16 protein-coding genes and 3 tRNA genes are annotated in these 17,709 nt (G+C 69.0%); 7 read left to right on the top strand and 12 right to left on the bottom strand.

The genetic code is table 11. The annotated features are described in order from the left end of the window. Positions 1-160: 160 nt before the first annotated feature. Genes FMQ63_RS11120 through FMQ63_RS11110 form a run of 3 tightly spaced genes read left to right on the top strand, consistent with a single transcriptional unit; the run spans position 161 to position 3,908 of the window. Positions 161-1,699 (top strand): aminotransferase class I/II-fold pyridoxal phosphate-dependent enzyme, encoded by a 1,539-nt coding sequence (locus FMQ63_RS11120; RefSeq protein ID WP_011553761.1) that lies wholly within the window; start codon positions 161-163, stop codon positions 1,697-1,699. Positions 1,700-1,706: 7 nt separating this feature from the next. Further along, complete coding sequence (locus FMQ63_RS11115) at positions 1,707-2,879, top strand: hypothetical protein (protein WP_011553760.1); 1,173 nt, start codon at positions 1,707-1,709, stop codon at positions 2,877-2,879. 27 nt (positions 2,880-2,906) lie between these two features. Next, positions 2,907-3,908 carry an NAD(P)-dependent oxidoreductase gene (locus FMQ63_RS11110; protein WP_011553759.1) on the top strand — a complete coding sequence of 334 codons (1,002 nt, stop codon included), beginning with the start codon at positions 2,907-2,909 and terminating at the stop codon, positions 3,906-3,908. Positions 3,909-3,976: 68 nt separating this feature from the next. On the opposite strand, the gene FMQ63_RS11105 is transcribed toward FMQ63_RS11110, so the two are convergent. Next, positions 3,977-4,582: a phospholipid-binding protein MlaC gene (locus FMQ63_RS11105; RefSeq protein WP_011553758.1), complete on the bottom strand. Its 606-nt coding sequence runs from the start codon at positions 4,580-4,582 to the stop codon at positions 3,977-3,979. Positions 4,583-4,637: 55 nt separating this feature from the next. Further along, entirely contained in the window at positions 4,638-6,389 is a 1,752-nt protein-coding gene (locus FMQ63_RS11100; RefSeq protein WP_171452230.1) for a TolC family protein, read from the bottom strand. Positions 6,390-6,636: 247 nt separating this feature from the next. Between FMQ63_RS11100 and FMQ63_RS11095 the strand changes: the two genes are divergently transcribed. Beyond that, on the top strand, positions 6,637-7,560 hold the full coding sequence (locus tag FMQ63_RS11095) for a class I fructose-bisphosphate aldolase (RefSeq protein WP_026114127.1): 924 nt from the start codon (positions 6,637-6,639) through the stop codon (positions 7,558-7,560). A gap of 62 nt (positions 7,561-7,622) precedes the next feature. Here FMQ63_RS11095 and FMQ63_RS11090 read toward each other — a convergent pair. The 6 genes from FMQ63_RS11090 to FMQ63_RS11060 all read right to left on the bottom strand — a co-directional run bounded on the left by FMQ63_RS11090 (position 7,623) and on the right by FMQ63_RS11060 (position 10,614). Next, positions 7,623-7,695 (bottom strand) — tRNA-Ala (locus tag FMQ63_RS11090). An 80-nt stretch (positions 7,696-7,775) separates the two neighbouring features. Further along, positions 7,776-7,848 (bottom strand) — tRNA-Ala (locus FMQ63_RS11080). Between the two features lie 56 nt (positions 7,849-7,904). Further along, on the bottom strand, positions 7,905-8,306 hold the full coding sequence (locus FMQ63_RS11075; protein WP_026114128.1) for a hypothetical protein: 402 nt from the start codon (positions 8,304-8,306) through the stop codon (positions 7,905-7,907). Between the two features lie 56 nt (positions 8,307-8,362). Beyond that, positions 8,363-9,649, bottom strand: coding sequence for an RsmB/NOP family class I SAM-dependent RNA methyltransferase (locus FMQ63_RS11070; protein ID WP_011553754.1), 1,287 nt, complete (start codon positions 9,647-9,649; stop codon positions 8,363-8,365). Between the two features lie 102 nt (positions 9,650-9,751). After that, positions 9,752-10,426 carry a response regulator gene (locus tag FMQ63_RS11065; protein WP_011553753.1) on the bottom strand — a complete coding sequence of 225 codons (675 nt, stop codon included), beginning with the start codon at positions 10,424-10,426 and terminating at the stop codon, positions 9,752-9,754. A gap of 102 nt (positions 10,427-10,528) precedes the next feature. Next, positions 10,529-10,614: transfer RNA gene (locus FMQ63_RS11060), tRNA-Leu, on the bottom strand. Positions 10,615-10,710: 96 nt separating this feature from the next. Here FMQ63_RS11060 and FMQ63_RS11055 point away from each other — a divergent pair. From FMQ63_RS11055 to FMQ63_RS11045, 3 genes are all read left to right on the top strand, one after another. Then, complete coding sequence (locus FMQ63_RS11055) at positions 10,711-11,454, top strand: M48 family metallopeptidase (protein ID WP_011553752.1); 744 nt, start codon at positions 10,711-10,713, stop codon at positions 11,452-11,454. A gap of 399 nt (positions 11,455-11,853) precedes the next feature. Continuing rightward, a complete protein-coding gene (locus tag FMQ63_RS11050; protein WP_011553751.1) occupies positions 11,854-12,810 on the top strand; it encodes a diguanylate cyclase in 957 nt (318 codons plus the stop codon). 48 nt (positions 12,811-12,858) lie between these two features. Continuing rightward, on the top strand, positions 12,859-14,592 hold the full coding sequence (locus FMQ63_RS11045; RefSeq protein ID WP_011553750.1) for a response regulator: 1,734 nt from the start codon (positions 12,859-12,861) through the stop codon (positions 14,590-14,592). Here the strand turns inward: FMQ63_RS11045 and FMQ63_RS11040 are convergent. The 4 genes from FMQ63_RS11040 to FMQ63_RS11025 form a co-directional block, all read right to left on the bottom strand. Continuing rightward, positions 14,580-15,506: a bestrophin family protein gene (locus tag FMQ63_RS11040; RefSeq protein WP_043612717.1), complete on the bottom strand. Its 927-nt coding sequence runs from the start codon at positions 15,504-15,506 to the stop codon at positions 14,580-14,582. The two genes, FMQ63_RS11045 and FMQ63_RS11040, sit on opposite strands and share 13 nt — an antisense overlap. Positions 15,507-15,624: 118 nt before the next feature. Beyond that, positions 15,625-16,242 (bottom strand): HdeD family acid-resistance protein, encoded by a 618-nt coding sequence (locus tag FMQ63_RS11035; protein WP_043612720.1) that lies wholly within the window; start codon positions 16,240-16,242, stop codon positions 15,625-15,627. Between the two features lie 177 nt (positions 16,243-16,419). Beyond that, a complete protein-coding gene (miaA, locus tag FMQ63_RS11030) occupies positions 16,420-17,346 on the bottom strand; it encodes a tRNA (adenosine(37)-N6)-dimethylallyltransferase MiaA (RefSeq protein WP_011553747.1) in 927 nt (308 codons plus the stop codon). Then, the gene (locus tag FMQ63_RS11025; protein WP_228556405.1) at positions 17,339-17,569 is read right to left on the bottom strand and encodes a hypothetical protein; all 231 of its coding nucleotides are present in this window, start codon (positions 17,567-17,569) and stop codon (positions 17,339-17,341) included. Before FMQ63_RS11025 ends, miaA begins: the two co-directional genes overlap by 8 nt. Between the last annotated feature and the right edge of the window lie 140 nt (positions 17,570-17,709).

The raw sequence follows: 17,709 nt of genomic DNA, 5'->3' as shown, positions 1-17,709 counted from the left end.
CTCTTTATTCACGGCCCCGCGTCCCCCGTGGGAGGCCGCCGGACGCAGAAATCCCCGAAGCGGAACGTTCCTTCAATCGGGGGAGTCGCGACTGGAGAGCCCCAGGCTCCCGGGCCGGTCCATGCCTCCCGACGCAGCCTGAGAGAAAGACCGATCACCCATGAGCGACGTCTTCGACAAGTGCCGTAACTGGAAGGACTACCGTATCGCGAAGGCTACGGGTCTCTATCCGTACTTCCGTGCCATCGAAGCGTCGCACGGTGCCACCGAGGTGGAGATCGAAGGCAAGCGCGTCATCATGGTCGGGTCCAACAACTACCTGGGCCTGTCCGCCGATCCGCGCGTGAAGGAAGCGGCCATCAAGGCGACGGAGAAGTTCGGCACCACCAGCTCCGGCTCGCGACTGCTCAACGGCACACTGGCGCTGCACGAGGAGCTGGAAGCGCGGTTGGCGAAGTTCCTCAACCGCGAGTCCGCCATCGTCATCTCCACGGGCTTCCAGACGAACCTGGCGCTGGCGTCCATCCTGGGCCGGCACGACATCGTCTTCAGCGACCGGCAGAACCACGCGTCGCTGGTGGACGGAATCCGCCTGTCCTTCGCCACCGAGCGCAAGTTCCGCCACAACGACATGGACCACCTGGAGCAGCTGCTGTCCCAGGCGGATCCGGACGCGGGCAAGATCATCGTCACCGACGGCGTCTTCTCCATGGAGGGCGACATCTGCAACCTGCCCCGCATCGTGGAGCTGGCGAAGCACTACAACGCGCGGGTGATGACGGATGACGCGCACGCCATGGGCGTGCTGGGCACGCGGGGCCGGGGCACCTCCGAGTACTTCGACCTGGAGAAGGAGACGGACCTCGTCATGGGGACCTTCTCCAAGAGCTTCGCGTCGCTGGGCGGCGTGCTGGCCGGTCCCTTCGAGGTCATCAACTACATCCGCCACAAGGCGCGCTCGGTCATCTTCTCCGCGTCCATGACGCCGGGCTCCATCGCCGCGGCGCTCAAGGCGCTGGAGATCATCGAAGCGGAGCCGGAGCGCCGCGCCCGCCTGCTGGACATCGCGGAGAAGATGCACAACGGCTTCCGCGCCATGGGCTTCGACACGGGTGTGTCGGTGACGCCGGTGGTGCCGGTGCACATCGGCGACCAGGTGAAGTGCTTCCGATTCTGGCGCGCGCTGCATGAGGCCGGCGTCTTCGCCAACCCGGTGATTCCGCCGGCGGTGGAGCCGGGCCACGCGCTCATCCGCACCTCGTACATGGCCACGCACACGGACGCGCAACTGGACCGCGTGCTCGACACCTTCGAGACCATTGGCCGGAAGCTGGGCGTGATTCCGGAGACGCGCCCCTCCGTCTACGAGCCGGTGCAGATTGCCCGCCCGGGCACCCGCATCCTGTCCAACCGCGCGAGCGAGAAGTGGGCCGCGGGCTCGAACGGCCTGCTGGCGGACAAGGGCGGCATCACCCTGGACCAACTGTCGCGCATGTCGTCGCGCGAGGTGGCCGGACGCCTGTTCGACGCGGTGGAGCAGCTCACGTGGCGCGCGGCCAATCTCCAGCCGGAGGACCTGCGGAAGCTGGGCAACGCGCCGATGAAGCTGTGGGAGAAGCGCGGCGAGCTGCCGGGCTTGTTGTTGGAGAAGGGCGCTCACTTCTTCATGCGCAACGGCGCCCACTCCGACCGGAACTGAACCGCCCATGGCCCTCCACGCCGAGCCAACCCACGCGTCTTCGTCCATGCCCTCGGACGTGCAGGTGACCCCTGTCCGCGGCGAGGCGGAGCGGATGCAGTTCATCCGACTCCCCTACGCCCTCTACCGGAGCGACCCGCACTGGGTTCCTCCGCTGGAGATGGAGCGCCGGGACTTCCTGGACCCGAAGAAGAACCCCTTCTTCGAGTACGGCGAACTGGAGCTGTTCCTCGCCCGGCGCGGCCCGGACGTCGTGGGCCGCATCGCCGCCATCCGCAATCCGCGGCACATGGAGATTCACGGCACGAAGGAGGGCTTCTTCGGTCTCTTCGAGTGCGTGAATGACGCGGGCGTCGCCCGGACCCTGCTGGAATCCGCCGCGACCTGGCTGCGCCTGCGGGGCATGGACGCCATGCTGGGGCCGGCGAACCTGTCCTCCAACCAGGACTGGGGCCTGCTCATCGACGGCTTCGATACGCCGCCCGCCGTGATGATGCCGCACAACCCGCCCTACTACGCGGCGCTGCTGGAGGCCTGCGGCCTGACGAAGGCCAAGGACCTGTACGCCTACGAGCTGTCGTCGTCCGCGCAGCCGCCGGAGAAGGTGGTGCGCATCGCGGAGAAGATTCGCGTGCGCGACGGCGTCGTCGTGCGTCCGGTCAACATGAAGGACCTGGACGCCGAGGTGAAGCGCATCCGCGACATCTACAACTCGGCGTGGGAGAAGAACTGGGGCTTCGTGCCCTTCACCGATGCGGAGTTCGACCACCTGGCCAAGGAGCTCAAGACGGTCGTCCGGCCGGACCTCGCGCTCATGGCGGAGGTCCAGGGCGAGCCGGTGGCCTTCTCCCTGACGGTGCCGGATGCCAACCAGGCCATCCGCGCGGCCAACGGGCGGCTCACCACGTTCGGCCTGCCCATCGGCCTGGTGAAGCTGGCGCTGGCCTCGCGCCGCATCAACCGGCTGCGCCTCATCATCCTCGGCATCAAGGAGGGCTACCGGCGCCGCGGCCTGGACGCCATCCTGTACCTGGACACCCTGCGCACGGCGAAGCGGCTGGGCTACGTGGGCGGGGAGATCTCCTGGACGCTCGAGGACAACCACCTGGTCAACCGCGCCATCGAGTCCATGGGCGCCCAGCGCTCCAAGACGTACCGCGTCTACACGCGCGCGCTCTGACCACAGCCCGACTCCGAGGAGTCTTCCTTGCGATTCCTGCTCACTGGCGGCACCGGGTTCATTGGCCAGCGGCTCGCGCGCCGCATCGTGGAACGTGGCGACACGCTGACCCTCATGGTGCGTGCCAGTTCGCGCCGTGGCCCCCTTGAGGGACTGGGCGCCCGCTTCGTGGTGGCGGACCTGACAACGGGCGCGGGACTGGCCGAAGCCGTGCGCGACGTGGACTGCGTGCTGCACCTGGCGGGTGTCACCAAGTCCCGCGAGCCCGAGGGCTACATCGAGGGCAACGCGAAGGGTACCCGCCGCCTGGTGGAGGCCATGGCCGCCCTGCCCCACCCTCCCCGGCTGGTGTACTGCTCGTCGCTGGCCGCCGCCGGCCCGTCCACGCCGGAGCGCCCGCGCCGCGAGGAGGACCCGCCCGCGCCCGTGTCCATCTACGGCCGCAGCAAGCTGGGCGGCGAGGAGGCGGTACGGGCGTTCGCGGACCGGGTTCCGTCCGTCATCGTCCGGCCGCCCATCGTCTACGGGCCCGGTGACGTGGAGTTCCTCCCGTCGCTGCTGCCCATGGCCAAGCTGGGGCTGGCTCTGAAGAGCGGCTTCGGGCCCAAGCGCTACTCACTCATCCACGTGGATGACCTCTGCACCGCCCTGCTCGCGGCCGCGGATCGCGGCCCCACGGTGTCGAAGGAAGACCCGGCGCGCGGCGTGTACGCCGTGTCCGACGGCGTGGAGCACTCCTGGGAGGACGTCTGCACGGCCATGGCCGGGGCGCTCGGCAAGGGCCGGCCCGCCGTGCTGCCCGTGCCGCAGACGGTCAGCTACGTGGTGGGGCTGGGCTCGGAAGCCGTGGCCCGCCTGCGCGGCACGGTGCCCATCCTCAACCGGGACAAGGTGCGGGAGATGCGGTGCCCCGCGTGGACATGCTCCACCGAGCGCGCGAATCGGGAGCTGGGCTTCCTGCCCACCATCCCCCTGGCCCAGGGACTGGCCGGCACCCTGGCCGCATACCGCGAGGCGGGCGGGCGCTGAAAAGACGAAGGCCGAGGCACCCTGGAGGGCACCTCGGCCTGGACACGTGACGCGGACCGCGCTGGGCCTCAGGGGACCGCGGTCTGCCCCGCGCTCTTCTGCGCCGACGTCGCGTTCTCCTTCTCCAACTGCGTCCGCTTGCTCTTCAGCGTGGACAGCAGGCCGTCGAAGCCCTTGTCGGCGAGCAGCTTGCGGAACTGCCCCTTGTACGTGTCCACCAGGGACACTTCGTCGGTGATGACGTCGTAGATGCGCCACGCCCCGGTCGCCGACGTGCGGTACAGGCGGTACTCGACGGGGATGGCGTCCTTCTTCACTGTCACCGTGGTGCCCACGGAGGCCTCGTTACCGTCGATGCCCTCCTCGCCGTACTTCACCTGGGCTTGCGCCTGCCCCAGCGCCTTCTGGGCATAGGACGCGCGCAGCAGGCCCGTCATCGTCTCGGTGAACTCCTTGCGCTGGGCGGGCTGGAGGCCGGCCCAGGTCTTGTCACCCAGCGCACGCTTCGCCAGCTCCTCGAAGTCGACGAACTTCTCCACGACGGTGGCCAGCGACTGCGCGGTGGCACCGGGCGCGTTGGCGGCCTTCTGCACGTCCGCATTCCCGGATTGGACGACCGTCAGTGGGCCGGGCGCGGCGGCAAGCAGGGTGGCGGCAAGCAGGGACGCAATCATTCAATGGGCTCCGAGTGATGAAAGGACGACAGGGAAGACTGTGGTGAGCGCATGGTTATTCACCCGGAGCCAGCGGCGCCCCGGTTACCCGCGCGAGGGCGGCCATACCTACTCGAACGTCGTGCCAGCTCTTGCCTTTGTCACCTGAAGCCTGGGCATAGGCCGTGAAAGCGTCCACCAGGTCACGAGTGTCACCGGTCCCCAGGTCGAACGCGGTGAAGGCGGCCGTCACCCACCGGCGGGCGCTCCGCTCCGCCTCGCCAAAGGCCCGGGCGCGACTCCAGGCGGCCACCAGCTCGCCGTGCACCTTGGAGACCTCCAGGCGGATGCCCGCGCGAATCTGCTTCTCCTGCGCGCGCAGCTTGTCCAGCTCCGCGCGGGCCTGCTCGAGCTGGGCGTCCTTGATGGGAATGTCGAACGTCCCCCGCATCACCAGGCCCACGCCCCCGGTGCGGTCGTTGTACGGATCAAACGCGAAGGGCGTGCGCTGCCGCGTGGTGCTGGTGGTGAAGCGCACATCATAGAAGCCAGCCAGACCCAGGTCCGGGTAGTAGCTGCGCTCGCGGATGAAGACCTCCTGCTCGCGAGCGGCGATGCCGGCGGCGACGGCCGTCAATTCCGGACGGGACTGCTCCGCGCGCACCATGGCCTGCTCCAGGCTGGGCACCGGCACGTCCTCTTCGAGCTCCAGGTCTTCGTCCACCACCGTCACTGCGTCTTCGGGCCCCACGTTCGCCAGCAGGCCGATGGCGGCGAGCGCGAACTGACGTCCCTGCAGAGCCTCCGCCCTGCGCGCTTCGACAATCTGCCGGAAGAAGCGGACCTTGTACGAGTCCACCGCGGACACCTGGGCCGAGTCCTCCTTGAGCAGCCGTTCGATGCGCTGGGCAGCGTCCTCCAACCGCTTCGAGACCTCTTCAATCTGCTGAAGCCCGTTCCGCGCCAACTGGTAGCCGAAGTACGCCTGCGCGGCCTGGAAGCCGACCTCGTTGCGCGTGCGCTCGCGGAGCGCGGCCCCCAGCACCGGCCCCTGCGCGCCCGCCTTCTCCAGCGCCGTCAGCTTGCCGAAGGTGTAGAGCGGCAGCACCGCGTTGCCGGTGGAGAACATCGTCACGCCGACGCGGCCGAAGTTCAGGTCTCCCTTATAGGTGGCCTCCGTGGTGGGAGGTCCACCCAGGCCGTCGTTGCGGGCCTCCGGCGTGGGGCCTCCCGCGCCCACGGTGATTTCGAACTTGGGGAACCAGGCCCACCGCGCCTGTTGGTAGAGCGCCTGGAACTTGCGCAGCTCCGCCGTCGCCTCCTCCACCCGGGAGTCCGCTTCGCGAGCCCGCGCCACCAGCCGCGCCAGCGTCAGCGGCTCCCTCCGCGCGGGTTTCTCCTCCGAGTCCGGCGCACCCGTGACGCCCTCCTTCACCTGCTCCGCCTCGGCGGAGGGTTCCAGGGCTGGCGCGGGTGAAATGGCCCGCCCCGGCTGGGAGGAACCCGGCGTCTCCTCAATCGAGCTCGGCGCAATGCCCGGCGGACTCGGCGGCAGGTCCCGCCCCCCGGTCCCCACGCGAGGCGTGGGCCGCGTCCCTCCCGGCGCCCCAGTGCCAGGCACCGCCGTCGGCGCGTCGGAGCCCGGCGTCCCCAGGTCCGGCGTCTCCGGCGCTTGCGTAGTGCCGGGCGTGGAGGGGGCCGGCGTGCTTCCGGTGCCGGTTGAAGGGCTGCTCCCCGTCCCGGCCGAGCCGGGGGTGAGCTGCGCTCCGGCAACGCCCGCCGCGAGCATCAGCGCCACTGTCACGCCATGATCCAGGTGTCTGCGCATCAAGCCGCCTTGTGTAGCTCCCCATAGCCGAGAACCTCACGGCGGCGCAGCATGTCCGTTCGGCAGCGGGCCGTCACCGGTGTTGTGCGTCCCACGGCACCAGCCGGAGATTGTGGACGGACGCGCCGAAAGGCACGGGGGATGTGCACTGTCGTGGAACCCGTGACACTCGCGCGCGAAAAGGAGTTGGTAGGACGTGGCGCATGCAGCAGATTGCGACTGTTCCCGAGACAGAGGATCCCCACACATGCCCCATACCGATCGCGTCAAGCAGATCCTGTCGTGGTACCCGTCTGACAACCCCGGCACGCTGACCAACCTGGCCCGGCTGCTGAACAGCGGCACGCTGGCCGGCACGGGCAAGCTCGTCATCCTCCCGGTGGATCAGGGCTTCGAGCACGGCCCGGCCCGCTCCTTCGGTCCGAACCCCGCAGGCTATGACCCGGACTACCACATCAACCTGGCCATCGAGTCGGGCTGCAACGCCTATGCAGCGCCGCTGGGCTTCCTGGAGGCGGTGGCCGGCAGGTACGCGGGTGAGATTCCCCTCATCCTCAAGGTCAACAACTCCGACACCCTGGCCAAGGTGGCCAACCCCATGTCCGCGGTGACGAGCTCCGTGAAGGACGCCGTCCGCCTGGGCTGCACCGCCGTCGGCTACACCATCTACCCGGGCTCCGGGGCGCGCAACGAGCAGTACGAGGACCTCCGCGACATCATCGCCGAGGCCAAGTCCTACGGCCTGCCCACCGTGCTCTGGGCCTACCCCCGCGGCAACCTGTCCAAGGAGGGTGAGACGGGCATCGACGTGGTGGCGTACGCGGCGCAGATCAGCGCCCAGCTCGGCGCCCACGTCATCAAGGTGAAGCCGCCGCAGGACCACATCGAGCAGGCCGAGGCGAAGAAGGCCTTCGAGAAGGCCGGCATCCCCACCAAGACGCTGGCGGACCGCGTCCGCGAGGTCGTCCGCTCCGCCTTCAACGGCAAGCGCATCGTCATCTTCTCCGGCGGCGAGGCCAAGGGCACCGACGCCCTGCTGGAGGAGATCAAGCAGATCAACGCCGGCGGCGGCTTCGGCTCCATCATGGGCCGCAACGCCTTCCAGCGTCCGCATGGCGAGTCCATCAAGCTCCTCAAGGACGTGATGGCCATCTTCGCCGGCAAGGCGTAATCGGCTCGGTGGAAAACAAAGAAGCCCGCCAGGTTTCCCTGGCGGGCCTCTTCATTTCAGAGTGGAGCTAATCGGGATCGAACCGATGACCTCTTGAATGCCATTCAAGCGCTCTCCCAGCTGAGCTATAGCCCCGTCTTCTGCTGTGGGTGTCGCCTACCGCTTCAATACAAAAGGCCCGCCAAGTCTCCCTGGCGGGCCTTTTCATTTCAGAGTGGAGCTAATCGGGATCGAACCGATGACCTCTTGAATGCCATTCAAGCGCTCTCCCAGCTGAGCTATAGCCCCGTCTTTTGCTGCTGAGCCGCTTTGGGGAGCGGCCCGACCGGCGAAGTGGGTGCCTTCTACCGTTTCTTCGCTCCAGGCACCAGAACTCTTTGAGGCCTCGGCGCGTTTTTTTGTTCATTCAACCGCTGCGCCACTTCTTCCCCTTCCCGGAGGAGGTCGGTGAGCTCACGCGCGTGGGCCTCGACCGCCTGCTCCGCTGCTTCCACCGCCTTGAGGGCGACGCCGAAACCCGCCGGAAGGTCCAGCCGACCCTTCTGGACCTGACGCCAGACGGCTTCGCCCAACTCCTTGAGCGCCTTCTCCTTCTGATCCTTCAACACGGTGGTGCGAGCGTTCGCCCGGGCCAGGTCCGTGTTGCGCTCCACGGCCTCGCGAAGCTGGGCCAACCGGTCCTGCGCCGCCTGGAAGGCCTCGTTGATCTGCTTCACCACCTCGGACTGCTTCGAGTCGGCCGCCAAGTCAGTCACACTCCTTGAGAAATCAACGATTGCGTAGCGTGCGTTCTCGGAGCCTGTCAACCCGGCCCCGCCCCTGTCCTCCGCAGCCGGGCCGCGAAGAATCCTCCCCCGGGAACCTTGGGAGGCAACGCCTTCAGATAGGGCCCCTGCGCGGCGAGCGCCGCCCGCTCCGCGCCGAGTACGTCCTCGACCGGCTCCAGCGTGAAGTCCGGATGCTTCGCGAGGAAGGCCTCCACCACCGCCTCGTCCTCCTCCGGCATCACCGAGCAGGTCGCATAGACGATGAGTGCCCCCGGCTTCGCCTGGCGTGACACCTCATCCAGCAACTCTGACTGCGTGGCCTGGTACTTGGCGATTTCCTGAGCGGTGAGCTTCCACTTCTGATCCGGCTCGCGCGCCAGGGAACCCGTGCCGCTGCACGGCGCATCGATCAGAAGGACGTCCGCGTCGGACAGCGGAAGCGGATGCGGAAAGGCGACCTGCCGGAGAGAGAAGTGGCGCACGCGCTCGCGCGCCTCAGCCAGCCGACGCCGCGAACGGTCCCCAGCCAGCACCCTGCCCTGGGGCCCGACGAAGTCCGCCAACGCCAGCGTCTTGCCGCCCGCGCCGGCGCACACGTCCGCCACGGTGAAGCCCTCCAGCGAGCCCTCCCGGGGACGGCACAGCTCGGAGATGAGCTGGCTGCCCACGTCCTGCACCTGGAGCCGGCCGGACTTCATCATCCGAGTCTCGAAGACGCGGTGGCTGGAGTCCGTCACCCGCACAGCATCCGGCGCCGCGGCCACCGGTTCGGCGTTGACGCCCTCTTCCTTCAGCGCCGCCAGCACCGCGTCCCGGGTCCCCGGGGGCCGCACGCGGAAGTGCAGCGACGGCTCCTCATCGAGCGACGCCAGCAGCCCTTCCAGCACATCCTCCGGGTACACCTGGGCCAGGCGCTGCACCAACCAGTTGGGGAACGAGTAGCGAATGGCCAGCCGCTCCGTCTGGGACTCCGGGAGCGGCGCCTCCGGCAGCGGCTGTTCCACCACGCGCTGGAGCAGATCGTCCTTGATGGTGCGCGGACGCACGGGCCCCGGCAAGCGGACCTCGGGACCGATGCGGGCCCAGCCCTCACCACAGAAGATGCGGCGCCAGAGGGCGTAGCGCACCAGCGCCTGGTCCTCCGTCAACCCCACCTTACCCATGGTGTGGCCCAGCAACCGGGCCGCCAGGTCCAACAAGCGCTGGTGCCGGGACAGCTCGCGCACGGCCATGGCGGCGAAGCGCCGCTCCTGGCCGCCCAGGCCATTGGCCTCTCGCAAGGCGTTGGCAAGCGCGGCCTTCAAAGGCTCGCCGCGAAGCACCGCGATGTGCGCTTCGAGTGCCGCCGTCGCACCACGACGGGAAGGACGACCCAGGCGGTCCGGGTCTACGGGCGTTACCGGCCAGACGGAATCCACGTTGCCTCAGCCCTGCCCTTTCAGTCCCACTGCCACGACCAGGCAGCCCTCCGGGCTGCGCATCCGAGGCGCCTGCCCGGCCCCCAGGAAGAAATATCCGGGCGCCGAGTACGACACGTCATCCACTTCGAGGACACCTTCGACCACCTGAACCCCCACGCCCGAGGGCGTCGGGTGGAACGTCCAGCCGAAGTCGCCGCCGGCCGTCACGGACACCCACATTGCCCTCAACGCGTCTTCCCGCGCGATCTGAACGTGGGCGCCCCGCGGCGACCAGACGCTCGCGGCAGGCCGCTGCCCCTGGGTGGCCAGTTGCTCCACGTCCTGACGCAGCGCGATGAAGCGCTCCACCAGGGCGTAGATGTCGTCGATCTGGAACGGCTTGAGGAGCATGGCGTCCGCCACCTGCGGCTGGACGGCCTGGATCACCTCGTCCGGCGTCGCGGCGCTGACAATGGCCACCGCCTGATGACGCTTCCGGGCGGCCTCGACGACCGTCCGGCCGCCCAGCTCACCTCCGGAGATGCGCAGATCACTGATGACCAGGACGAAGCGCCCGGCCTCGAGGGCCTCGACCGCTTCCTCCCCGGTGCTGACCGCGTGGACCTGCGCGAGCTCTGAGATGAGCTCGCCCATGCCTTCCCGCAGGCTCGCGTCATCCTCGACCAGCAACACCCTCATTAACGGGGGACCTCCGCCGCCCCTACCTGCTGGAGCCTGTCCTTTACCAGGACCGGGCGCTTCCAGCGGAAGACCACCTCGCCGGTCCTGCCCTTCGGATGATGGCCCTCCCCGGACTCGAACCGGGACGCGGGGTCAGCCGCAGCGGATTTTGAGTCCGCCTCGTCTACCAATTTCGACAGAGGGCCCCCTGCTGTCGCGACGAGCAGACGTATACCGCGACTTGAAACCAAGTGCATCCGAAGATTGCGGTGCTCCACGCACATCGCTAAGAGGGGCCCCCCATGTACAACCTTCTCATCTCCCTCGGTGTGGGAATCGCCGTCGCGCTCCTGGTGAAGGTGGCCGGCTTCTCCATCTGGGCGGGGCTCGTCCCCGGAATCCTGGCCCTCGTCGGCACCTACATCGTGCTCGCTCGCCGGGTGGCCAGCCGCGTGCAGTCGCTGATGACGGTGGTCCAGAAGGACCTCCAGTCCCAGCCCACCAGCCAGAAGGACGCCCAGTCGCGGGTGGACCGGGCGGTGAAGACGCTGGAGCAGGGGCTCGTCTACGACAAGTGGCAGTTCCTGGTCGGTCCGGAGCTCCACTCCCAGATCGGCATGCTGAAGTACATGGTGAAGGACCATGAGGGCGCCAAGGCCGCCTTCGAGAAGGGCAGCGGCCGCAACTACATGGCCAAGGCCATGGAAGGCGCCCTGTACTTCCAGCGTAAGGACTTCGACGCCATGAAGAAGGCGTTCGAGTCCGCCACGAAGAGCGGCAAGAAGGAGTCCATTGTCTGGGCGGCCTATGCCTGGTGCCTGATGCAGAACAAGGACAAGGACGGCGCGCTGCGCGTGCTCGCCCGGGGCGTAGAGCAGAACCCCAAGGACGAGAAGCTCAAGGGCAGCCTCGCCCAGCTCCAGAACGACAAGCGCCTGAAGATGAAGCCGTACGAGCCCACGTGGTGGCAGTTCGGGCTCGAGGCTCCGCCGCCGGTCATGCCCCCCATGGGCGGCCGCCGCATGCAGTTCAGCACCCGACGCTAGCGACCCGTCGCGCGGCCACCGAGCGTCCGCCCGCGCACGGGAATATCTACCGGTTTGCCCCTCAGCGCGCTGCAACGTCTTCCGACCCTGTACAACAGGGCGACGCAGAGGGTGTGCAACCGCCCGGAAACACTCTGACTGCCCTCCCCCACCGCGGGGCATGGTGCTTGCTCCCGCACCATGCTCACGGATGACGGGGAAAGGCCTCGTCTCGCGGAGCCTGACAGGCTTGGCAGCCGGAGGTCTCGGGTGAAGGTTGTGGGCGTTGGGGTGTGCTTGCAGGACCGGGCGGCGGCGGGTGCGCGTGGGGCGCAGGGGCGTTGGGAGCACACGGAAGGGCGTGGCACCCGAGACTTTCGGCCTGCCATTTCGCAGCAGCCGAATGAAGCGGAGTGGTGCATGGAACGGCGCGGCCGGACCTCCGAGCGGTCCCTTCTGCTCATCATCGAGGATGACGCACAGGTCCGCGAGAGCCTCGTAGACCTGCTCTCCGTACGCTTCGACGTGCTCGCCGCTCCGGATTCGAATGAGGGGCTGGAGCTGGCGCGGGAGCACCACCCGGACCTCATCCTCCTGGACAGGTTCCTTCCCAGCGGAGACGGGCTCGCGGTGCTCGAGTTGCTCCAGCGCGAGTCGTGCACGGAAGCCGTGCCCGTCATCTTCCTGACGGGCGACGCGGACGAGGCCACGCTGGAGCGCTGCCTGGAGATGGGCGCCGTGGACTTCATCCACAAGCCGGCCAGCGCGCGGGAGTTGCTGGCCCGTATCGACCGGGCGCTGCGCCAGAGCGAGCAGCAGCGCCGACTGCAGATCCTCGCGCAGACGGACGGCCTCACGGGGCTCGCCAACTTCCGTGCGCTGAGCATCCGGATGGAAGAAGAGTTCCGCCGGGCCCAGCGCTACCAGTACCCGCTGAGCGTCGTCATCATCGACCTGGACCACCTCAAGGCCATCAACGACGGCATGGGCCATGACGTGGGCAACCGGGCGATTCTCGCGCTGGCCACCCAGTTGAAGCACGAGCTGCGTGAGTCGGACTTCGCGGCCCGCTTCGGTGGAGACGAGTTCGTCGCGCTGCTGCCGCACCAGACGGCGTTGGAAGCAGCCGTCTTCGCCGAGCGCATCCGCACCGGGCTGCGCGCCGTCGGCGTCCAGAAGAGCGACGGCCGCCCCGCTCCCTTCGGACTGAGCGTGAGCGTGGGCATCGCCGACCATACCTTCGAAGGGCCTCGCGAGGACACCGAGTCGCTGATGAAGGCGGCGGACGCGGCCCTCTACGAGGCAAAGCGCGAGGGGCGGGATCGGGTCGTCGTGTTCGGCCGGCCCGCGAATTCGCCTCCGGCGCAGCGGCACTGAACGGGGCGAGGTGAGGCAGGCAACGGCGGGGCAGCAGCGAGGGCGCGGATGATGCTGGGGAACAGACTGGCGACGGGTTCGAGGGTGGCGGTGGTGGGAGGCGGCATTGCCGGAGCGGGGCTTGCCGCCTCACTCCTTTTCAACGGGAGGGCTCGCGGGCTGGCGCTGGACGTGCGCGTCTACTCCGGAGGAACACAGGAGCGCACCGCACCGCCGGCGGTGCTGACGCCGGAGTGCCGCTCACGCCTGGCCGCGCTGGGCTGCCGCATCCCCTCCGAATGGCGTGCCCATGAGCTGCGCGGTGTTGAGATCATCGCCGAGGGCCGGCGCGAGCTGCTGTCCTCCACGCCCGGTGGACTCTGGGTGGTGGACGGCTGGCCCCAGGGGTTGGGCGGCCTCGAGCAGGTGCGGGATGTGCTCGCCACCGCGGCCAGCGCCCAGGGCGCTCGCTTCCTTCCCCGCCACGTCGAGCGCGTGGAGCGACAGGCCCCCGCGCCGGATGCGCCCGCCGCGGTGCGCGGCGCGGGTTCGTTGGTGGTACGCGCCCAGGGAAGTGGCGATCGCTTTCATGCGGTGGCGCTGGCCTCGGGCGCCGGGCCGCTGATGGGAGACGCCTTCTTCAAGGGCTTCCGCCCCGCCCCCACCATCCCGGCGGTGCAGGCCCGCCTGCGCCACGCTTCGCCTCGGCTGGAACTGGCTCCGGTGGCCCGGCTGTGGATTGCGCCCCTGCCAGCGGTCGATGGCCTGTTCCTGCTGCCTGGCGCCAACTCGGTGTACGCGCTGGCCTTCGGGCCGGCGGTGACGCCCGCGGACCTGTGCCAGGTGCTGATGATGGCCGCGCGTGACGGCCTGGTGGAGGAAGGCTTCGAGCTGGCGGCCCTGGAGACCACCCGCCTGCCCTACGGACCGGGCCGGACGCTGGTCGCGCCGGGGCAGATCGCGGTCGGGCCCGCGGCCTTCGGCCACCCGCTCCAGGTGGGATTGTCGGAGACACTGGCTTCGTGCAGCCGCGCGGCGGTGGCGCTACTCGACGGCGGGCTGGACACGGGCCTCCTGGAGCGCCGCTACGTGCGCGAAGGCCTGGGCGAAATGCTGGAGGACGCCGCCGCGGGAGCCCGGACGATGACCTGGCTGCGCCGAGCGGGGCCTCGGGCGCCGGAGGCCTTCGTCAGGGCGAAGGGGCGACGGACGCTGGGTGGCACCTTCGGCGGCGGGGTGCTGGGCCTGAGCGGACCCTCGCCCATCGCGCTCCTGGGCGCCGCGCGCTGGGAGGGACTCAAGGAGCTGGTGGGCTCCTGGCTGCGCACCACGGTGGAGCCGGTGCCCTCGGTGGTGCCGGAGTTGGAGCCGGACCTCTACTACGTCGTAGATGACGACCCGGACGCACGCGAGGCGCTCACGGCGCTGCTCGAGAGCACCGGAGCCACGGTGGTGTCCTTCGCCGACGAGCTGGCCCTCTTCTGCGCGGTGGCCCGGCGGCCACCCACGGCCATCCTCCTGGACGTGGTGCTGCACTGGGTGGACGGCCTGCGGCTGGCCGAGGGCCTGAAGCAGCATCCCCTCACCCGGAACACCCGCGTGCTGGTGATGAGTGGCCTCAACCGGCCGCATGTCCGGCAGCGGGCCCTGGACGCAGGGGCGGAGGCCTTCTTGCCCAAGCCCGTGGACCCAGACCGGCTGCTGCGCATCCTCACCGGCCGAGTCCCCGTCCTGGAGCCCGCGCCCGCGCCGCATGCCGCGGACGACACGCGCGAGCTGGCCGCGGACCGCTACGCGTCCTGACCACCGCCGGGAATGGCGACCACGGAGACCGGGGCGTGGATGGCCTCGGCGCTCCCGGGCATCAGCGCCTTGAGGTTGCCGTGGATCGTCTCGCAGATCCGCTCCAGCGGCAGGTCGTTGTCGTCGTGGCCGAACGGGTCCTCGATCTCCACGCCAATCTCCTCGATGCCGAAGAAGACGTAGGCGACGACGAACGTGGCCGGCACCGTTATCCAGCCGAACGAATCCACCAGCGCGAACGGCAGCGTGTAGCAGTAGACCATCAGCGCTCGCCGCAGGTGCATCATGTAGGCGAACGGCATGGGCGTCTTGTGAATGCGCTCGCAGCCGCCGATGTAGTCGATGAGCAGTTGGACATTCTGGTCGAGCTGCATCTGGACGTGTTCGGGGTAGTAGCCCCGCAGCCGGCCCTCATCGAGCACGGCGGACATCTTCTGCGACACCGCGAGCGGGACGTGCTGGCTGCCCAGCACGGCGTCCGCTTCGTCGCGCGGCAGCTCGGAGGCGACGGGGCCCAGGTCTCGCTCCCCTCGCAGTGACGCGGCGGCGGCATAGGGGAAGGCGCTGATCCACCGCACCAGCGTGCCGTAGAGCCCGGCGTCCCGACGCATGAAGACGCTGGATGCACGAGCCAGGTTGCGCGTCTCGTTGACGATGCCGCCCCACAGCTTCCGGCCTTCCCAGAAGCGGTCGTAGGAGGCGTTGGTCCGGAAGACGAGCAACAAGCTGAGCGAGATGCCCGCCAGCGTGTGCACCGTGGCCGGGATGTCCAGGGGCTTGGTGTGGTGATGAACCGCGGTGACGCCCACGGCCCACAACACACAGATGAGGACCCGGGCCACAATCTCGCGGACCATGGAACCGCGGAGGTAATGGAAGTAACTCCACCAACGGTGCGGGTCATAGTCGATCATATTGTCGCAGGGCGCATACGCTGCCGCGCCTGCGCGGGGCGTGGCAAGCGCCAATCCAGGGGGACACGTGGGATGTGTCCGCCCTGGACGGGAGCTGGTGCCCTTGGCCGCCTGCCCGTCAATGGGAGATGGAGGCAGGCGTCGTCGGACCGCCCGAGCGGAGCACCTTGCGCACGGTGAGGGCGCCCGCCATCAGCGCCACGCCCCGGAAGAAGATGCCGATTCCCACCAGCGTGCCCACCAGCCAGACGGCGGAGATGGGCCACTGCCGCATCACGACGATGCCCAGGAAGATGGACACGGCGCCGTAGAAGAAGTCCCAGCCCCACCGGGGATAGCGGTCCATCACCGAGGTGACGGCGTGAAAGAGCCCGCTGGCGAAGAAGTAGCCCGCCAGCAGCAGGGTCATGGCCCCCAGTCCCGCCGCCGGGTAGACAAGGATGAACAGACCCACGACGACGGAGAGGATGCCGCTGAGCAGGTACAGCCAGAACGGCCCGCCCTCCTTGCGCGTCCGGAAGGCGGAGATGACTTCCATGACGCCTGCCGCGGCCAGCATCGCGCCGAAGAGGATGGCCGACACCAGGCTGGTGAAGAAGGCGGCCCCCAGCGCGACAATCCCCAGCAGCACCATCAAAATCCCCATGATGAAGGGGCCACCCCAGGCCGCCGAGTTCACCCTCGGCCTCGAGTCAGGGGTCAGGATTTCCGGTTTGCGTTCATCGGTGAAGGCCATGGTGACTGCTCCCGAAGCGAGTGCACTTCGGAGGCCGAGCCGCCTCGCGTCTCGCCCGCCTGTCGGCAGGCGACAAAGGAACCCGGCACATCCATCGCCGAACATGGGCTCCCGCGTTGGAGCCGACAACGCTCGCTGACACCGCTCCGTCCCCCGCCCGCCCCGACCTTTGGGCCGTCAGGGCGAGCAACAGCCGCCGAGCGGAAGCGCCGCCTCGTACGGGGGAGCCAGGAAGACAGCCCCGGGCTCCTTCCGGAACCACGTCAACTGCCGCTTGGCGTAGCGGCGCGTCTCCTGCGCGGTGTCGTGAATGGCCTCTTCGCGCGTCATCCGCCCCTCAACGACGGCGCGCGCCTGCACATAGCCCACGCTGCGCATGGGCGCCGAATCGGCGTACCCCCGCGCCAGCAGCTCGCGGGTCTCCTCGACGAGCCCACGCTCGAACAACATCCGCGTGCGCGTGTTGATGAGCCCGTACAGCACGTCGCGCGGTGGCGACAGAACGTACAGTTGGAAGGGATAGCGGTCCGGCGCGAAGGCATGGGCCTTCCGGAACGCCGAGGCGGGCACGCCTGTCTGCGCATGAATCTCCAGCGCCCGGATGACGCGGACCAGGTCCTGCGGAGGAAGCTTCGCCGCCGTCTCCGGGTCCACCTCCGCCAGCCTCCGATGCACCGCCTCGCGCCCCTCACCGGCCGCCAGCGCCTCCAGCTCCGCCCTCAACTCCGGCAAGGCCCCGGGCGCCTCGAGCACACCGTGAAGCAACACGCGCAAATACAGCCCGGTGCCACCCACGACGAAGACAGGCCGGCCGCGTGCGGCAATCTCCGCGATGACGGCGTCCGCACGGCGCTGGTACTCGACAGCGGAGAACGCCTCCATCGGGTCCACGGCGGACACCAGGTGATGAGGCACCGCAGCCAGCTCCTCCGAGGAGGGCTTCGCCGTGCCGATATCGAAGTGCCGATACACCTGCTGCGAGTCCGCGCTGACAATCTCGCCACCAGCACGCTGAGCCAGCGCAATCGCCAGCGCCGTCTTCCCCGACGCCGTCGGCCCGGCAATCACCGTCAACAGTGGCCGCTGCGCTCCACCCTCACCCATTCGCCAACGCTCCCTGAATCACCGCCGCCGCGGACGCATCACGCGCGAACACCAACCGCACGGGCGAAACCTCTGACAGCAACCGTCCCGCCGCGCCAAGCAGCCCACCTCGCCCCACGGGCGTCGCCTCGGGCAGCAGGGCATTGACGAGCAGCATCCGTCCGACGTCGCCAGCGGCCTGCGGCTCCCACCGCGACACGCCGTCCCACGCCAGCGTCCCCACCGCGTTCAACTCCGCCTCGGCGACGGCCCCCTACTCTCCGCCCGCCTGGAGAGCATCCTATGGGCCTTCCGTCCGGTCATGCTCGGCAGCGCGGTGAGTTTTGACGAGCCCGGCGAGAGCGCCTCCGCTCCAGCCCGCGC

This window comes from Myxococcus sp. CA005 (assembly GCF_006518205.1).
GTDB lineage: Bacteria > Myxococcota > Myxococcia > Myxococcales > Myxococcaceae > Myxococcus > Myxococcus xanthus.
The sequence above is the reverse complement of the archived record's forward strand: the minus strand, read 5'-3'. Positions and strand labels throughout refer to the sequence as shown.